Here is a 15,536-nt window from a genome sequence, read left to right as displayed (position 1 = left end):
ATATCCCGCGCCATGCCGTGGCGAACAGTTTGGAAGATCCGAATGAACCAAGACAGCGCACATTTCCCGCCGGTCGAGCCGCTCAGGGCAGGGATCAGAGGGCTTTGCCCGCGATGCGGGCAGGGCAAGCTGTTTGACGGCTTCCTGACGATGAAGCCTGCCTGTGCGAGTTGCGGCCTGGATTATTCATTTGCCGATGCCGGCGATGGTCCGGTCGTCTTCGTCATCCTGATCGTCGGTTTCATCGTCGTCGGGGCAGCACTCTGGATGGAGGTCAATATCAATCCACCGCTCTGGGTGCATTTCCTGTTGTGGATACCGCTCGCCATCGTCTTCAGCCTGGTTCTCATGCGCATGCTCAAGGGCGTGCTGATCACGCTGCAATTCCGCAACAATGCACACCAAGGCGAAATCGATCGTGGCTGATACCGTGTCGGGCAAGAAGAGCGGCGGGCTTGCCGGCCGCATCATTGGCATCGGTCTGGTTCTGGTCGCACTGGCAATCCTCCTGGTGCTTGGCACATGGCAGATGGAGCGGCTGGCCTGGAAAGAGGGGCTTCTGGCATCGATTGCCGAGCGCCGCGCTGCACCGCCTGCGGACCTGGCGGAAATCGAGGCCCTGGCCAAGGCGGGCGAGGATATCGATTATCGCACCGTGCGCATCACCGGCACCTATATCAACGACAAGGAGCGGCATTTCTTCGCCACCTATGGCGGCCGCACCGGCTATTATGTCTATACGCCGCTGCAGCTGGCCAACAGTCAGATCGTCCTCGTCAATCGCGGCTTCGTCACCTTCGAGGCCAAGGAGCCGGAGATGCGCAAGCAGGGCCAGCTGACCGGCGAGCAGACCGTCACCGGCCTGTCCCGCGCCAAGCTGTTGGAAAAGCCGTCCTGGGCCGTGCCGGACAATGATATCGCCAAGAACATTTTTTACTGGAAGGATCTCGACGTCATGGCGTCGAGCGTCGGGCTTGACCCCGCCAAGGTCGTGCCGTTCTTTGTCGATGCAGACGCGACGCCGCATGAAGGCGGCATGCCGATCGGCGGCGTCACCCAGTTCGACCTGCCCAACAGCCATCTGCAATACGCAATGACCTGGTATGGGCTGGCCGGAGCACTGGTCGTCATCAGCGGCATTTTCATCTTCCGGCGGAAGACATAAGGTCGAGGCAGTACCACTGCGGGGAAAATCGAATGGCCATTGTTGCAAACATCCTGATCGTCCTGACGGCTCTCCTGCATGCCGGTTTTCTCGTGCTTGAAATGTTTCTCTGGACGGGACCGCAGGGGCGAAAAGTCTTCCGGATGACGGCTGAACAGGCGCAGGCGACCAAGGTTCTCGCGGCCAATCAGGGGCTCTATAACGGCTTTCTCGCCGCTGGCCTTGTCTGGTCGCTGATCGCGTCGCCGCCGGAATTTGCCGTCCAGCTGAAGCTGTTCTTCCTTGTGTGCGTGATCGTTGCCGCTATATATGGCGCATGGTCGGTCAAGCCGCGCATCCTGCTTGTGCAGGGCGGGCCGGCAATTCTCGGCCTTATGTTCACCCTACTGGCATTCTGATCAATGACGACGTCCCTTCCAGCAAAGACACCGATCACCTTGCGCCTCTGCGGCCCGCGCGGCTTTTGCGCCGGGGTCGACCGGGCGATCCAGATCGTCGTTCTGGCGCTGAAGGAATATGGCGCGCCGGTCTATGTCCGCCACGAGATCGTCCACAATCGCTACGTCGTCGAAGGCCTTGAAGCCAAGGGTGCGATCTTCGTCGAGGAACTCGATGAAATCCCGCCGGAGCATCGCAAGCAGCCGGTGGTCTTTTCCGCCCATGGCGTGCCGAAGTCGGTGCCTGCCGATGCGACGGAGCGTAATCTCTTCTATCTCGACGCCACATGCCCGCTGGTTTCCAAGGTCCACAAGCAGGCCATGCGCCACCAGAAGCTCGGCCGCCACGTGGTGCTGATCGGCCATGCCGGACACCCGGAAGTCATCGGCACGATGGGGCAGCTGCCGGAAGGCGCAGTCTCTTTGGTCGAGACGGTCGAGGACGCTGAAATCTATATGCCGCCGGATACGGAAAATCTCGGTTTCGTCACCCAGACGACGCTGTCTGTCGATGACACCGCCGGCGTCATCAAGCGGCTGCACGAGCGCTTTCCGAACCTGACGGCACCTGCCGCCGATTCGATCTGCTACGCCACGACCAACCGCCAGGAAGCCGTGAAACAGGCTGCCCCCGGCTGCGATCATTTCATCATCGTCGGCGCACCCAATTCGTCGAACTCCAAGCGCCTGGTCGAAGTGGCGCTGCGGGCCGGTGCGAAAAAATCGGTGCTTGTCCAGCGCGCGTCGGAAATCGACTGGGATGATTTCGCCGATATCACTACAGTCGGCCTGTCGGCAGGCGCGTCGGCGCCGGAAGTCATCGTCAACGAGATCATCGAGGCTTTTCGCCAACGCTATGATGCTGCGGTGGAGCTTGCCGATACGGTCGAGGAAACCGAAAACTTCCTCGTCAACCGCGAGCTTCGCCACGTGCCTTTGACGGCGCAGGACATGGCGTTTGTGAATGGGGAATAACGGTTTCGCTGTTGTCGCTCTGCCGAGGGTACCCCCCTCTGTCCCTCCGGGACATCTCCCCCTCAAGGGGGGAGATTGACCGCAAGCTTTTGCCCGCCTTACCGGAAAGCCTGTAAGGAAAAAGAATGATCTCCCCCCTTGAGGGGGAGATGTCACGATAGTGACAGAGGGGGTAGGCCTCCTCGACCTCAGACCATCCGCCTCCGCTCCAATCACGAGATCAGACCTTGGCAGTTTACACCGACATCACCGAAGACGATCTCAACGGCTTCCTGCAGCAATACGATGTCGGCACGCTGACATCCTACAAGGGCATCGCCGAAGGCGTCGAGAACACCAATTTCCTGCTGCACACCACCAAGGGCGCCTACATCCTGACGCTTTATGAAAAGCGGGTGGACCAGAACGACCTGCCGTTCTTTTTGGGGCTGATGCATCACCTCGCTGACAAGGGGCTGTCCTGCCCGCTGCCTCTGCCGCGCGCCGATGGCGCACTGCTGGGCCATCTGTCCGGCCGCCCGGCCGCCGTGATTTCGTTTCTCGAAGGCATGTGGCTGCGCAAGCCCGATGCCAGCCATTGCCGCGAAGTCGGCAAGGCGCTCGCCGCCATGCATGTGGCAGGCGAGGGTTTCGAGATCCGCCGCCCCAACGCGTTGTCTGTCGGCGGCTGGCGGCCGCTCTGGAACAATGCGCGCGACCGCGCCGACGAGGTGCAGCCGGGCCTTGCGGCCGAGATCGCCAATGAATTGGATTTCCTCGAAGCCCATTGGCCGAAGGACCTGCCGCAAGGCGTCATCCATGCCGACCTCTTCCCAGACAACGTCTTCTTCCTCGGCGACGGCCTGTCCGGCCTGATCGACTTCTATTTCGCCTGCAACGACCTGCTCGCCTATGATGTCTCCGTCTGCCTGAACGCCTGGTGCTTCGAAAAGGACGGCGCCTATAACATCACCAAGGGCATGGCGCTGCTGGCAGGCTATCAGAGCGTGCGGCCGCTGACATCTGCCGAAATCGAAGCCCTGCCGCTGCTTGCCCGCGGCTCCGCCCTGCGGTTCTTCCTGACCCGGCTCTACGACTGGCTGATGACGCCGGCCGGAGCGCTGGTGGTCAAGAAAGACCCGCTCGAATATCTGAAGAAGCTGCAATTCCACCGCTCGATCGCAACTGCTGCCGAATACGGCCTGATTAACGAGACAATACCCGCATGAAACATGTCGATATTTTTACCGATGGCGCCTGCTCCGGAAATCCGGGTCCGGGCGGCTGGGGCGCCGTGCTGCGCTATGGCGAGACCGAGAAAGACCTGTGCGGCGGCGAGGCGGAAACCACCAACAACCGCATGGAACTCTTGGCGGCGATCACCGCGCTCACCAGCCTGAAGACCCAGTGCGAGGTCGATCTCTATACCGATTCGAAATACGTCATGGACGGCATCGGCAAGTGGATTCACGGCTGGAAGAAAAACGGCTGGAAGACCGCCGACAAGAAGCCGGTGAAGAACGGCGAACTCTGGCAGGCGCTCGACGTCGCCAACCAGAGCCACAAGGTCACCTGGCACTGGGTCAAGGGCCATGCCGGCCACCCGGAAAACGAACGCGCCGACGAACTGGCCCGCAAGGGCATGGAGCCGTTCAAGAAGAAGCGTTGAGCCCTATCGCCCGTCGGTGAACTGAATCAGATCCCAAAGGTTTCCATAGATGTCCTCGAACACGGCGACGATGCCGTAGGGGGCCTCTTTCGGCTCGCGGGTAAAGCGGATGCCGGTCTCGACCATCTTCGCATGGTCGCGCCAGAAATCGTCGGTCTGCAGGAACAGGAAGACCCGGCCGCCGGCCTGGTTGCCGATGAATGTTTCCTGATGCTGCGAGGAAGCGCGGGCCAAAAGCAGCGATGTGCCTCCGTCGCCGGGTGGTTTGACGACGACCCAGCGTTTGTCCTGCTCCGGCTGGTAGCTGTCCTCGATGAGCACGAAACCCAATTTGTTGACGTAGAAATCGATCGCCTCGTCATAGTCGGCAACGACAAGGGCGATCAGGGCAAGGCTCTGGTTCATGATACCTCTGTGAATTATTTTAAGGTGCAAACGCCGTTGGCGCCGCCCTTGCCGGTATAGCTGACATCGGCCGATCCATCGGGGTTGATGCTGAGCGAAATGGTGATGCCGCTGCCCTTGGCTTCGTAATAGTTCTCATTGAACACCTTGAGCTTGCCTTCCTTGCCATTGATGTAGATCGGACCGCCCTGATCGGCGTGAACCAAGATCTTGCCGGGGCAGGTGGCATTGACCAGCGGAATTTTGGCCGCAGCCTGTCCGGCAATTGTCATGACGGCACAAGCAGCAACAATACCCAGAAACGTCTTCATCGTGGTCTCCCGAACGCGCGCTCGAAGCAGAAAAGGAACCGCAAAGCGCGTTAGTCTCAGCCTGACAGGATGCCTGCTCAAGTCAAGAACGCGGAGGCGTTTGCGTCGAACACTTAGCTCTTGCGCTAACTGTCTGATGCTGATACTTAGCCTTATGGATCACCATTCAACGCAGCTCAACGGCATTTTCCAGGCGCTCGCAGACCCCACCCGCCGCGCCGTTCTGGCGCGGTTGGGCGAGGGGCCGGCCAGCATCAGCGACCTGGCGCAGCCATTCGACATGGCCCTGCCGTCGTTCATGAAGCACATTCATTTTCTCGAAGGCAGTGGGCTGATCCAGACCCGCAAGCAGGGCCGGGTTCGGACCTGCGTTCTCGAGAAGCAGCGGTTCGCCGCTGTCGAAGCCTGGTTGTCGGCGCAACGCGCGCTCTGGGACGGCCGCACCGGCAGGCTGGAAAAATTCGTTACCAAGGCACAGGCAAAAGGAGATTGAAAATGAGTGCATCACCCAATCCCGAACTCGACCTGGCGATTTCCCGCATCATCAAGGCGCCGCGATCGCTGGTCTGGAGCGCCTGGACAGATCCATCGCGCTTCGAGCAATGGTGGGTACCCGAACCGGCCAGATGCAAGGTCGTCGCGATGGAACTGAGGCCCGGCGGCGCCTTCACCACGCAGATCAGCGAAAACGGCGGCGCGTTCCAGCCGCATCTCTCCGCCTGCTTCCTCGCTGTCGAGGATGGCGAAAAGATTGTCTTCACCAATGCCCTGACCGGCGGTTGGCGGCCGGCCGAACAACCGTTCATGACGGCCATGGTCACGCTGCAGGATCATCCTGAGGGCACCGATTATCACGCCCATGTCATGCACAAGAGCAATGCCGACCGGAACAGTCACGAAGAGGCGGGCTTCTACGACGGCTGGGGCACGGTCATCGAGCAGCTTGCAAGGCTGGTTGAGCGGCACGTGCAATAGGCGCTGATGGCGTAAATGAAAAAGCCCAGCGCTGGTTCATTTCTCGGACGGTGATTGGGAAAATCCTGCGGCAGCCAGAACCACCGTCACTCCTGTGCTTGTCACAGGAGTCCAGTCAGCCCAAGTCATCGGGCTGACAGGTTTTTTGACCCGACGGACGCCGGGTCTCTGGATGCCCGCCACAGGGGCGAGCATGACGGAGGCGGGGGGCCGTGTCTCGGATCGGTACCGCTCAGATCTGCTCAAGCATTGCGGCCGCAGCCGAAACAGTCGCCTGGCCTGGGCTTTCCTCGACGTTCAGCGTCTTCACCACGCCGTCTTCCACCAGCATCGAATAACGCTTCGAGCGCAGGCCGAGCGTGCCGGCGGACAGGTCGATATCCATGCCGAGTGCCTTGGTGAAAGCGGCGTTCCAGTCGGACAGGAAGTGGATCTTGCCGATGCCACCCGATGCGGTCGCCCAGGCGCCCATCACATGCAGGTCGTTGACCGCAACGACGGCGATATCGTCGATGCCGCGGGCAAGGATGGCGTCGCGGTTTTCGAGATAGCCCGGCAGGTGGTTGAGCGAACAGGTCGGGGTGAAGGCGCCGGGAACGGCGAACAGAACGACCTTCTTGCCGGCAAACAGTTGCTCGGTGGTGATTTCGACCGGGCCATCGGCGGTCTTTTCCTTGAAGGTGGCGGCGGGCAGCTTGTCTCCGACGGAAATGGTCACGGTCTCACTCCTAAAAGTCTCTGCGGGAAGGCTGGAGCGCGGCGGCTCCATGGCGTCGGATGCGAATATAGATTTGGTTCAGTCAAAGGCAAGCAGGGTTTCGATGCTCCGATCGCCGGCGCGCGCGACCAGCCTCACCGAGCCGCTTTTCAATGCGCCGCTCTTTGCTGAAACACGCACTGGGATTTCAGCCGTGATCCTGCCGTCGTCCGTCGCGACAGTCTCCGGCGTGCCGAAACTGTAGCCGGGAGGGCCGGACAGGAACAGTTCGGCGGGCGTTGCCGTCGGCGGCGTTACGAGCGACAGGTGCAGACGTTTTTCAACGGCATCGAAGGAGGCAGCCGTCACCTTGAACGTGTCGGACGGCTGCATTGGCAGCGCCGCGACCGCATCGTCGATCCGCGCCCGGTCGAGCGGGTTTTCCGCAAGCTCCTGCGGCAGGGAAAGATCAAGATCGGCCTGAACCGGGATGCAGATGTCCTTGCAGATGCCCAGGAACACCGAGATCTTCAGGCTGAGATCCCCAGTCTTCTCCCGCTTCAAGGACAGCGGGAACGCCACCGAATGGTCATAGCCGGTATAGCCGGCAATGCCGTCGTGAAAGGCTTTTGGCGCCGGAAAGCGCAGCCCGGAAAAGGAGATGCCGCCGCGCGGATCGATGGTGACCTGGGGCGGGATGCCGCTGGCACCGGGCTCGATCCAATAGGTTTTCCAGCCGGGCTTCAGCCGGATGTCGAGAATGGCCGGGATCGTGCCGTCCGGCTCGGGCCTGTCGGCGACGATCCGCACCTCGCCGCCCTCCGACTGTACCCATCGGCTCTGCGCGGCATCGGCGGCAGGGGTGATAAAAAAATACGCCGGGAGGGTTGCCAGCGCAGCCAAATGAGGCACATTCTCTAACAGGCGATGATGTTTCATGACGCTGAGGCTTATCGGTTTTGGGGCAGGGTTGAAAGATGCCGGCTTTCACCCCGCGATCATTTTCTCTTGATGGCACGCGGCCTCAAGGATCGGCAGGGGTCTTCAAAACAAAAGAGCAGGGTAGAAACGCTTTCATTTGAACCTGAGTTGATAGGCTAAGACCATGATGGCAACGTTTCAGAAAAAACGCGAACGCGGCGTATTGGACGGTCAGTTCCTGATCGCCATGCCCGGCATGTTCGACAGCAATTTTGCCCGCACCGTCATCTTCGTCTGCGCCCATTCGGAGGACGGTGCCATGGGGTTCGTTCTCAACCGGCCGCAGCAGCTGACATTTCCGGACGTTCTTCTGCATCTGCACATCATCGATCAGGATCAGGCGATCCGGCTGCCGGGCGTCACCCGTGACTTCCAGATCCAGACCGGGGGGCCGGTCGAAACCGGGCGCGGCTTCGTTCTGCATTCGGACGATTATCTCAGCGAATCCAGCATTCCCGTCAACGACGATATCTGCCTGACCGCGACGCTCGACATCGTCCGGGCCATTTCGCGCGGCGAGGGGCCCGAAAAAGCGATGATGATGCTCGGCTATGCCGGCTGGGGCGCAGGCCAGCTCGAAAACGAGATTGCCAACAATGGCTGGCTGAATTGCCCGGCGAGCGAGGAACTGATCTTCGACCGCGATCTCGGCGATAAATACGACCGGGCACTGGCATCGATGGGCGTTGCGGCGGCAATGCTGTCGGTTGATGCTGGGCACGCTTAGCCAATCTATTTTCCGTCTTTTTGATGTGGCGCCGGAACAATTTAGGCCGCTCTCCGTTTTCCAGTCGCAAGGACAGGACGCTCCGTTGTTGTCCTCAACCTCTCAAGGAGACTGATCATGGGTAGCACTTCCGACAAGATTTCCGGCGCCGCCAATCAGGTTGCAGGCAAGGCCAAGCAGGCCGCCGGCAAGGCAACCGGTAGCGACAAGCTGCAGGCCGAAGGCAAGGGCCAGGAAGTCAAGGGCAAGGTCCAGACGGCGACAGGCAAGGCCAAGGATGCCGTCAAGGGCACTGTTGATCGCCTCTAATCCGGCTTGCCGCCGGTGACCTCGAAAAGAGGGCCCGGCGGCTCCAAAGTGCGCGAATCGACTGTCCTGACGGGTTCAACTGGATAGAAGATTTCAGCGCCGATGCCCGCTGTGCCTTGTGCCGGCGGGCATTTCTCTGTGAATGGGACCACATCACGGCCGGCATCAGCTGCGCCGAAATCCAATCCATCAAGCATATCGGGCGGGCCATGAGACTTTACGAATGCGGTAATTGCGGAAATCCCGTTCACTTCGACAATCGCGTCTGCATCAATTGCGGGTCGCAGCTCGGTTTCCTGCCCGAGGCGATGGCGGTAGAGGCTCTGACGCCCGCCGGTGAAAACCTGTGGCAGGCGTCCTCGCGCACGCAAGCCGACGTCCGCTTCTGCGCCAATGCGGCGCACGACATCTGCAACTGGCTGATCTCGGCCAATGACGGCCATGTCTATTGCCAGGCCTGCCGCTATAACCGCATCGTACCGGTGACCGACAACGCCGAAGGCCTGTCCCGCTGGCAGAAGATCGGCCAGGCGCAACGTCACCTGTTCTATTCGCTGCTGCGCTGGAAGCTGCCGCGTCCCGGCCGCGACGCCGATCCGCAGGGCGGCCTCGTGTTTGATTTCCTCGCCGACGAGGTCGATGCCAATGGCAATATCGTGCCGGCCATGACCGGCCACGAGGACGGCCTGATCAGCCTGCGGGCGGCAGAGGCCAATGATGCGACGCGCGAAAGCGTGCGGGTATCGATGAACGAGCCCTACAGGACGCTGCTTGGCCATTTTCGCCATGAGATCGGCCATTTCTACTGGGCGCAGCTCGTGCGCGACGAGCAGACGCTCGCTGAAGCGCGGGCCCTGTTCGGCGATGAGCGGGAGGACTATGCCGAGGCGCTGAAGCGCAACTATGAACAGGGGCCGCCGGCGGACTGGCAGGTGAGGTTCATCAGCACCTATGCCAGCGCCCATCCGGCCGAGGATTTCGCCGAATGCTGGGCGCATTTCTTCCACATCGTCGATACGCTGGAAACCGCCCGCTCGTTCGGCCTGTCCACCGAACCGCGCCGCCACGAGGCCATGGCCGCCGAGGTCGATTTCGATCCCTACAGGGCGGTGGGCGCGCAGCCCCTGGTCGATGCCTGGGTTCCCCTCAGCGTCGCGCTGAACAGCATCCAGCGCAGCATGGGCCAGCCCGACAGCTACCCCTTCGTGCTCTCGCCACCGGTGGTGCAGAAACTCGATTTCATCAACAGGCTGATCCGGGAGGCCGGGGCTGTGTATGCGGGGTAGGGCGCGATCATCGGCTTCGTTGAGAAATGGTGGGAAAATTCCGATTTACCTTCGCGGATGCGGCCGGCCGCGCCTAAGATATCGCTGCCGGCTGCTTTGCGCCCGTAGCTGCGATTGACTCACACCGTTCCGGGCAACCGCATATGGTGAACGAAAACCAATGTTTAACGAAAGTGTGTCCTTATCCATCGCAGCTAAAATCCCCGTGTCAGGACATCCAAAGCATGCGAAATTATGCCTCTTTTGCACTTTTTGCCTTCGCGGTCAGCGCATTTCCTGTGCACTCGCAAACGAGACTCCCATATGACAAGGCTCCTTACGATGACACTGTAATTCAATGCGGAGCATTGTTTGCGATAATCGCCAAAGCATATGCAGATATGGCGCAGGCCGAAAAGTCCAAACCATACAAAGAAAAATTCGACAGGTTGTCTAAAAGATCTGAGGACGAATTTGTAAGTGTTGGTCGAAGCAAACAGGAGGCCCAAGAGGTTTACAAAGAACGTGTGAACCAGCTTCTCGCATTATTGGAGAGGGATGAAGATTTTACGCTGCGGCACATACGTTTCTGCGACCAAAAATATCCGGCCTGACAATCAGATTTTGCTGCCCGAAAATAACGTAATCGTTGGAAGCGGTCTGATGTCCGCAAAGGTCCCAAAACAGACGCCCGTCGAATTACCCACAAGATATAAACCGGCTCACTCAAGCCCGCTTCATCAGCGGAAATCGTTCTTTCAGCAATCGCTGGATCGATTCCGAGCCGATCGGGGGGCCGAAGAGGAAGCTTTGGCCGAAGTCGCAGCCCATCTGGGCGAGCTGGATGGCGTCTTCCTCGGATTCGATGCCTTCGGCAACCACCTGCATTTCGAGTTCGCGGGCCATGGTGATGACCGAACGCAGGAGGATCGAGCGCTTGTCGCTGGGGTCCCTGACCAGCGACTTGTCGATCTTGATCGTGTCGAACGGAAAGCGGGTGAGGTAGGCGAGCGACGAATGGCCGGTGCCGAAATCGTCGAGCGCCAGTTTTAGGCCTGCATCCTTCAGTTTTTCCAGCACAAGCCGCGCCTGTTCCGGGTTTTCCATCACGACGGATTCGGTCAGCTCCACCTTCACCTTGCGCGGATCGCAATGGTTCTTGTTCAGCACCGCGCGGATGTCGTCATAGAGGTCGTTGTTGAGCAGCTGTGCGCTCGACAGGTTGACGGAGACGAAGATCGGCAGTTCGCCGGTCTGGATCTGCCATTCGATGAGGTCGCTGGTCGCCCGCTCAAAGGCGAACATGCCCAGTTCGTTGATCAGATCGGAGTTTTCCGCGATCGGGATGAATTCCGACGGCGAAATGCTGCCGCGCTTGGGATGCTCCCAGCGCATCAGCGCCTCGAAACCGGCGATCTCGGCATCGACCAGGCGGACGATCGGCTGGTAGACGAGGCTCAGTTCCTTGCGCTCGATGGCGCGGCGCAGGTCGGTTTCCAGCTGCAGGCGGTCGGTGCCCGAAGCGCGGAAGGCCGGGCGGAAAGGTTCGACACGATTGCCGCCGGCCTTCTTGGCGCGGAACATCGCCAGTTCGGCATCGTCGAGCAGGCCCGCGGCATTTTCCTGCTGATCGACCCAGGAGACGAGGCCGATCGAGGCCGTCAGGTTGATTTCGCGATTGCCGAAATTGAGCGGCACCATGATCGCCTTTGAGACTGCATCGGCAAAATCGGCGACCTTGGCGGTATCGCGCTCCGACATCAGGATCAGCCCGAATTCGTCGCCGCCGAGACGCGCCAGCGTGTCCTGCGGCTTGACCAGACGCCGCAGACGGCGGGTCAACGCAATCAGGATATTGTCGCCGGCAGCGATGCCCAGCATGTCGTTGACCTGCTTGTAGCGGTCGATGTCGATGGTGATGACGGTCGGGCGCACCGCGCTTGATCCCGGCGCCAGCGACAGAAGCGATTGCAGCCGGTCGAGGAAAATCTGCCGGTTCGGCAACCCGGTCAGATTGTCGTTGAGCGCATTGTGCAGCAGCCGGTCGATGGAATTCTTCTGCTCGGTAATATCGACGATGGTGCCGACGCAGCGGATGATTTCCCCGTTGGCGCCGAGCACCGGCCGGGCGCGGATCGACAGCCAGTGATAATGGCCGTCTTCGGCGCGAACGCGGAACTCGTGGTTCAGGCGGCCCTTGCGGTGTTCCAGAAGCACGTCGAGCGTCGCGCGAAACCGGTCGCGGTCGTCGGGATGCAGGCGCGGCAGCCAGTTTCGGGCGGCGCCGTGCATGGTGCCGGGCGACAGGCCGAGCTGGGCGGAAATGTCGGGGATGGTCACGACGCGGTCGCGCGCCACGTCCCAGTCCCAGACGGTATCGCCGGAGCCGGTCAGCGCCAGCGACTGGCGCTCCAGATCGGAAAACAGCCCCTGGCTATAGGCACCGCCGGCAAAGGCGTGCTGCATCACCGTGAAGCCGATCAGAAGCACGATCAGCACGAGACCGCCGCCGAGCGCCGGCTGGACGATGTCATTGGCGAGCTGGCCGGTGACGGTCAGCCAGGCCCCAAACAGCCAGACGAGGATCAACAGCCAGGCCGGTACAAGCAGGATGGCGCGGTCGTAGCGGTTGAAACCGAGATAGGCGATCAGCACGATCCCGGCCGTGCCGGTCAGCGCGAAGGAGAGGCGGGCAATGCCGGAGGCGATGGCAGGGTCATAGATCGCCACGCCGAACAAGAGGCCAAGGCCGAGGATCCAGGCGAGCGTCGCGTAGCTCAGGTGCTGGTGCCAGCGATTGAGGTTGAGATAGGTGAACAGGAAGATCACAAGGCCTGCGGCGAGAAACACCTCGCTGCCGGCGCGCCATATCCGCTCATCGCCGGCGGTAATCGAGATCAGCTTCGACAGGAAGCCGAAATCGACGCAGATATAGGCCAGCACCGCCCAGGCGAGCGCTGCCGTCGCCGGCAGCATCGAGGTTCCCTTGACGACGAACAGAATGGTCAGGAACACCGCAAGCAGGCCGGCAATGCCAAGCACGATGCCGCGATAGAGTGTGAAAGCGTTAACCGTGTCCTTGTAGGCGTCCGGCTCCCAGAGGTAGATCTGCGGCAGGTCGGGACCGGCGAGTTCGGCGACGAAGGTGATGACCGAGCCGGGGTTGAGCGTGATGCGGAACACGTCGGCCTCGTCGCTCGGCTGGCGGTCGAGCGCAAAGCCTTCGCTCGGGGTGATCGACAGAATGCGCTGCGAGCCGAGGTCCGGCCAGAACAGTTTTGAATTCACCAGACGGAAATGCGGGGCGACGATGACGCGCTCCAGCTGCTCTTCCGAAACGTTGGCAAGCGCAAACACGGCCCAGTCGCCCTGGTGGTTTTCGGCGCTGGAGCGCACCTCGATGCGCCGCACGATGCCGTCGGTGCCCGGCGCCGTCGAGACCTGGAAGGCTTCGCCACGGCCGGTGTAGATTTCCGTCGTCGCCGTCAGGTCGAGTGCCGTGTCCTCGCGGGAAATCTTGACCGGTTCGGTGGCAAAAGCCGCGCCGTTGCCGATCAGCCAGAACGCGATCATCATGGCGGTGAGAAGCGCCAAGAGCCTTCGTGCTGACGGGGAAAGTGGCAGGCGGGTCAAAAACATCAATCACTCGAATTCTTATGTTGCATGCTGTCCTGCGAGAGCAGCGCGAACATCAGATGATCCCGCCATTGCCCGTTGATTTTCAGGTATTCCCGCAAGTAGCCTTCGCGCTGAAACCCGGCCTTTTCAAGGAGCCGGATGCTTCTGTGGTTCTCGGGAATACAGGCTGCTTCAATACGGTGCAACTGAAGGCTCGAAAAGATGTAGGGAATAGACAGTTTGACGGCCTGCGCCATATGCCCCATGCCGGCATATCGTTCGCCCATCCAATAGCCGATCATGCAGCATTGGGCGGCACCCCTGCGGATATAACCGATGGTCAAGCCACCGATCAGCTGGTCGCCGCCGCGGGAAATGATGAACAGCGGCACGGCCTGGCCAGAGGAAAATTCCTGTTCGTTGCGGATGACGCGGGAGCGAAAGGCGCTCTCGGTCATCTCGTCGGCCCGCCAGGTCGGCTCCCAGGGCTCGAGAAAGTCGCGGCTTTCGCTGCGCAGCTGATACCATTGGCGGTAATCGGTTGATTTCGGCAGGCGCAGCATATGCGTCGCGTTGCCAATCTCGACCGGGCCCGGCTGCCGTGACAGAAACCGAAAGACCGATCGTGTCATGGAAGCCTCCGCAGCGGATGGGTTGAGACCATATGCGAGAGTGCCGGGCGCTCGACGAACGCCCGGAGGTCGCTCATCAGAAAAAAGCTAGCCGTTGGCAGCCCGGGCGCGGACAGCCTTGTTGGAAAGTGCGCCAAGAATATCGTCCATCGGCGCCAGCTTCTCGACCGGGCCGATCGCCGAGAGCGTCGGAATGGTATCGAAGAACAGCCGGCCGGCAAGATCCGTCAGGCGTTCGACGGTGATGCCGGACAGGCGCTCCATCAGTTCTTCGTTCGGGATCGGGCGGCCGTAGAGCATCATCTGGCGGGCGATCTGGCCGGCACGCGCCGCCGGGCTTTCCTGGCCCATCAAAAGCTGGGCACGGATCTGCGCCCGGGCACGGTCGATTTCCTGCTGTTCGATGTTCATCGACGACTTGCGCAGTTCATCGATGATGACGGGCATCAGTTCCGGCAGGTTTTCGCCGCCGGTTGCCGCATGAACGCCGAAGATGCCGGTATCGGAAAAGCCCCAGTGGAAGGCGTAGACCGAATAGCACAGGCCGCGATGTTCGCGGACTTCCTGGAACAGGCGGGACGACATGCCGCCGCCGAGAATATTGGCAAGGATCTGCGAACAGTAGAAATCGCGGGCGTGATAGGCCTTGCCCTCGAAGCCGAGCAGCACCTGCGCGTCCATCAGGTCGCGGCTTTCGCGGACATCGCCGCCGGTATAGTGGGCGACATCGGCCACCGGAGAAGCCACCGGCTTTTGCGGCAGGCTGGAAAAGCGGTCTTCAACCTGTCGCACAAAACTATCATGATCGACAGCACCGGCACCGACGACGAACATCCGGTCGGTGGTGTAGTTGCGGTCGAGATAGGTGCGGATCTGCTGAGGCGTGAAGGACAAGACCGTGTCCGGCGTGCCGAGGATCGGGCGGCCGATCGTCTGGTTGGCAAAGGCGGTTTCGGCGAATTTATCAAAAACGACATCGTCGGGCGTGTCGTTGGCAGCGCCGATTTCCTGCAGGATGACCTGCTTTTCGCGCTGCAGCTCGTCCTCGTCGAAGGAGGATTCCGTCAGGATGTCGGCGAGAATATCGACAGCGAGCGGCACATCGCCCTCTAGAATACGGGCATAGTAGGAGGTGGTTTCTGTGGATGTCGCGGCGTTGACTTCGCCGCCGACATTTTCGATCTGCTCGGCAATATCGCGGGCTGTTCGCCGCGCGGTGCCCTTGAACGCCATATGTTCCAGCAGATGGGCAATGCCGTGCTCGTCCGTGGTTTCATCGCGTGAACCGGATTTGATCCAGACCCCGAGCGCGACGCTTTCAAGATGCGGCATGTTCTCGGTGACGACCGTCAACCCGGATTGCAGCCGGGTGCACTCAACTTTCATCATAC

At 60.8% G+C, this 15,536-nt stretch carries 19 protein-coding genes; 12 read left to right on the top strand and 7 right to left on the bottom strand.

From position 1 onward, the window contains the following. Positions 1 to 42 precede the first annotated feature (42 nt). The 6 genes from ACP7E6_RS06010 to rnhA all read left to right on the top strand — a co-directional run bounded on the left by ACP7E6_RS06010 (position 43) and on the right by rnhA (position 4,225). A complete protein-coding gene (locus tag ACP7E6_RS06010; RefSeq protein ID WP_426228835.1) occupies positions 43 to 426 on the top strand; it encodes a DUF983 domain-containing protein in 384 nt (127 codons plus the stop codon). Beyond that, complete coding sequence (locus tag ACP7E6_RS06005; RefSeq protein ID WP_426228834.1) at positions 395 to 1,165, top strand: SURF1 family protein; 771 nt, start codon at positions 395 to 397, stop codon at positions 1,163 to 1,165. Before ACP7E6_RS06010 ends, ACP7E6_RS06005 begins: the two co-directional genes overlap by 32 nt. A 32-nt stretch (positions 1,166 to 1,197) precedes the next feature. Further along, positions 1,198 to 1,563, top strand: a complete 366-nt coding sequence (locus ACP7E6_RS06000; RefSeq protein WP_426228833.1) for a DUF1304 domain-containing protein — start codon at positions 1,198 to 1,200, stop codon at positions 1,561 to 1,563. Positions 1,564 to 1,566: 3 nt separating this feature from the next. Further along, complete coding sequence (gene ispH / locus ACP7E6_RS05995) at positions 1,567 to 2,577, top strand: 4-hydroxy-3-methylbut-2-enyl diphosphate reductase (protein ID WP_426228832.1); 1,011 nt, start codon at positions 1,567 to 1,569, stop codon at positions 2,575 to 2,577. Between the two features lie 227 nt (positions 2,578 to 2,804). Then, positions 2,805 to 3,785: a homoserine kinase gene (locus ACP7E6_RS05990; protein ID WP_426228831.1), complete on the top strand. Its 981-nt coding sequence runs from the start codon at positions 2,805 to 2,807 to the stop codon at positions 3,783 to 3,785. Further along, positions 3,782 to 4,225, top strand: coding sequence for a ribonuclease HI (gene rnhA / locus ACP7E6_RS05985; protein WP_426125047.1), 444 nt, complete (start codon positions 3,782 to 3,784; stop codon positions 4,223 to 4,225). The genes ACP7E6_RS05990 and rnhA overlap by 4 nt, the downstream gene beginning before the upstream one ends. A gap of 3 nt (positions 4,226 to 4,228) precedes the next feature. Here the strand turns inward: rnhA and ACP7E6_RS05980 are convergent, their stop codons facing one another. Both ACP7E6_RS05980 and ACP7E6_RS05975 read right to left on the bottom strand, forming a co-directional pair. Then, positions 4,229 to 4,630, bottom strand: coding sequence for a VOC family protein (locus ACP7E6_RS05980; RefSeq protein WP_426228830.1), 402 nt, complete (start codon positions 4,628 to 4,630; stop codon positions 4,229 to 4,231). 14 nt (positions 4,631 to 4,644) lie between these two features. After that, the gene (locus tag ACP7E6_RS05975; RefSeq protein WP_426228829.1) at positions 4,645 to 4,941 is read right to left on the bottom strand and encodes a hypothetical protein; all 297 of its coding nucleotides are present in this window, start codon (positions 4,939 to 4,941) and stop codon (positions 4,645 to 4,647) included. 154 nt (positions 4,942 to 5,095) lie between these two features. Between ACP7E6_RS05975 and ACP7E6_RS05970 the strand changes: the two genes are divergently transcribed. Together ACP7E6_RS05970 and ACP7E6_RS05965 are read left to right on the top strand one after the other, a co-directional pair. Continuing rightward, complete coding sequence (locus tag ACP7E6_RS05970) at positions 5,096 to 5,434, top strand: ArsR/SmtB family transcription factor (protein ID WP_426228828.1); 339 nt, start codon at positions 5,096 to 5,098, stop codon at positions 5,432 to 5,434. Positions 5,435 to 5,436: 2 nt separating this feature from the next. Further along, complete coding sequence (locus ACP7E6_RS05965; RefSeq protein WP_426228827.1) at positions 5,437 to 5,916, top strand: SRPBCC family protein; 480 nt, start codon at positions 5,437 to 5,439, stop codon at positions 5,914 to 5,916. 232 nt (positions 5,917 to 6,148) lie between these two features. Here ACP7E6_RS05965 and ACP7E6_RS05960 read toward each other — a convergent pair whose 3' ends face one another. Then, complete coding sequence (locus tag ACP7E6_RS05960; RefSeq protein ID WP_113243033.1) at positions 6,149 to 6,634, bottom strand: peroxiredoxin; 486 nt, start codon at positions 6,632 to 6,634, stop codon at positions 6,149 to 6,151. A gap of 78 nt (positions 6,635 to 6,712) precedes the next feature. Beyond that, positions 6,713 to 7,525, bottom strand: a complete 813-nt coding sequence (locus ACP7E6_RS05955; RefSeq protein ID WP_426228826.1) for a protein-disulfide reductase DsbD domain-containing protein — start codon at positions 7,523 to 7,525, stop codon at positions 6,713 to 6,715. Positions 7,526 to 7,718: 193 nt separating this feature from the next. Here ACP7E6_RS05955 and ACP7E6_RS05950 point away from each other — a divergent pair, with 193 nt between their 5' ends. The 4 genes from ACP7E6_RS05950 (at position 7,719) to ACP7E6_RS05935 (ending at position 10,509) form a co-directional block, all read left to right on the top strand. Continuing rightward, positions 7,719 to 8,321: a YqgE/AlgH family protein gene (locus ACP7E6_RS05950; RefSeq protein ID WP_426228825.1), complete on the top strand. Its 603-nt coding sequence runs from the start codon at positions 7,719 to 7,721 to the stop codon at positions 8,319 to 8,321. A 117-nt stretch (positions 8,322 to 8,438) separates the two neighbouring features. Then, positions 8,439 to 8,630: a CsbD family protein gene (locus ACP7E6_RS05945; RefSeq protein WP_426228824.1), complete on the top strand. Its 192-nt coding sequence runs from the start codon at positions 8,439 to 8,441 to the stop codon at positions 8,628 to 8,630. A gap of 209 nt (positions 8,631 to 8,839) precedes the next feature. After that, entirely contained in the window at positions 8,840 to 9,916 is a 1,077-nt protein-coding gene (locus ACP7E6_RS05940; protein WP_426228823.1) for a zinc-binding metallopeptidase family protein, read from the top strand. A gap of 224 nt (positions 9,917 to 10,140) precedes the next feature. Beyond that, positions 10,141 to 10,509: a hypothetical protein gene (locus ACP7E6_RS05935; protein ID WP_426228822.1), complete on the top strand. Its 369-nt coding sequence runs from the start codon at positions 10,141 to 10,143 to the stop codon at positions 10,507 to 10,509. A 112-nt stretch (positions 10,510 to 10,621) separates the two neighbouring features. Here the strand turns inward: ACP7E6_RS05935 and ACP7E6_RS05930 are convergent, their stop codons facing one another. The 3 genes from ACP7E6_RS05930 to ACP7E6_RS05920 form a co-directional block, all read right to left on the bottom strand. Continuing rightward, the gene (locus tag ACP7E6_RS05930; RefSeq protein WP_426228821.1) at positions 10,622 to 13,534 is read right to left on the bottom strand and encodes an EAL domain-containing protein; all 2,913 of its coding nucleotides are present in this window, start codon (positions 13,532 to 13,534) and stop codon (positions 10,622 to 10,624) included. After that, a complete protein-coding gene (locus ACP7E6_RS05925) occupies positions 13,534 to 14,145 on the bottom strand; it encodes a GNAT family N-acetyltransferase (protein WP_426228820.1) in 612 nt (203 codons plus the stop codon). The genes ACP7E6_RS05930 and ACP7E6_RS05925 overlap by 1 nt, the downstream gene beginning before the upstream one ends. An 87-nt stretch (positions 14,146 to 14,232) precedes the next feature. Continuing rightward, complete coding sequence (locus tag ACP7E6_RS05920) at positions 14,233 to 15,534, bottom strand: M16 family metallopeptidase (RefSeq protein ID WP_426228819.1); 1,302 nt, start codon at positions 15,532 to 15,534, stop codon at positions 14,233 to 14,235. Positions 15,535 to 15,536: the final 2 nt, after the last annotated feature.

This window comes from Pararhizobium sp. DWP3-4 (assembly GCF_049898205.1).
Classification (GTDB): domain Bacteria; phylum Pseudomonadota; class Alphaproteobacteria; order Rhizobiales; family Rhizobiaceae; genus Pararhizobium.
Note: the sequence above shows the minus strand (reverse complement) of the source record. Positions and strands in the feature narration are given on the sequence as shown.

Excerpts from the sequence above, each read along its gene's own strand:
- ACP7E6_RS06010 (WP_426228835.1), top strand. The coding sequence starts at position 43 with ATGAACCAAGACAGCGCACATTTCCCGCCGGTCGAGCCGCTCAGGGCA.
- ACP7E6_RS06005 (WP_426228834.1), top strand. The coding sequence starts at position 395 with ATGCACACCAAGGCGAAATCGATCGTGGCTGATACCGTGTCGGGCAAG.
- ACP7E6_RS06000 (WP_426228833.1), top strand. The coding sequence starts at position 1,198 with ATGGCCATTGTTGCAAACATCCTGATCGTCCTGACGGCTCTCCTGCAT.
- ispH (WP_426228832.1), top strand. The coding sequence starts at position 1,567 with ATGACGACGTCCCTTCCAGCAAAGACACCGATCACCTTGCGCCTCTGC.
- rnhA (WP_426125047.1), top strand. The coding sequence starts at position 3,782 with ATGAAACATGTCGATATTTTTACCGATGGCGCCTGCTCCGGAAATCCG.
- ACP7E6_RS05980 (WP_426228830.1), bottom strand. The coding sequence starts at position 4,630 with ATGAACCAGAGCCTTGCCCTGATCGCCCTTGTCGTTGCCGACTATGAC.
- ACP7E6_RS05975 (WP_426228829.1), bottom strand. The coding sequence starts at position 4,941 with ATGAAGACGTTTCTGGGTATTGTTGCTGCTTGTGCCGTCATGACAATT.
- ACP7E6_RS05970 (WP_426228828.1), top strand. The coding sequence starts at position 5,096 with ATGGATCACCATTCAACGCAGCTCAACGGCATTTTCCAGGCGCTCGCA.
- ACP7E6_RS05965 (WP_426228827.1), top strand. The coding sequence starts at position 5,437 with ATGAGTGCATCACCCAATCCCGAACTCGACCTGGCGATTTCCCGCATC.
- ACP7E6_RS05950 (WP_426228825.1), top strand. The coding sequence starts at position 7,719 with ATGATGGCAACGTTTCAGAAAAAACGCGAACGCGGCGTATTGGACGGT.
- ACP7E6_RS05945 (WP_426228824.1), top strand. The coding sequence starts at position 8,439 with ATGGGTAGCACTTCCGACAAGATTTCCGGCGCCGCCAATCAGGTTGCA.
- ACP7E6_RS05940 (WP_426228823.1), top strand. The coding sequence starts at position 8,840 with ATGAGACTTTACGAATGCGGTAATTGCGGAAATCCCGTTCACTTCGAC.
- ACP7E6_RS05935 (WP_426228822.1), top strand. The coding sequence starts at position 10,141 with ATGCGAAATTATGCCTCTTTTGCACTTTTTGCCTTCGCGGTCAGCGCA.
- ACP7E6_RS05930 (WP_426228821.1), bottom strand. The coding sequence starts at position 13,534 with ATGTTTTTGACCCGCCTGCCACTTTCCCCGTCAGCACGAAGGCTCTTG.
- ACP7E6_RS05925 (WP_426228820.1), bottom strand. The coding sequence starts at position 14,145 with ATGACACGATCGGTCTTTCGGTTTCTGTCACGGCAGCCGGGCCCGGTC.
- ACP7E6_RS05920 (WP_426228819.1), bottom strand. The coding sequence starts at position 15,534 with ATGATGAAAGTTGAGTGCACCCGGCTGCAATCCGGGTTGACGGTCGTC.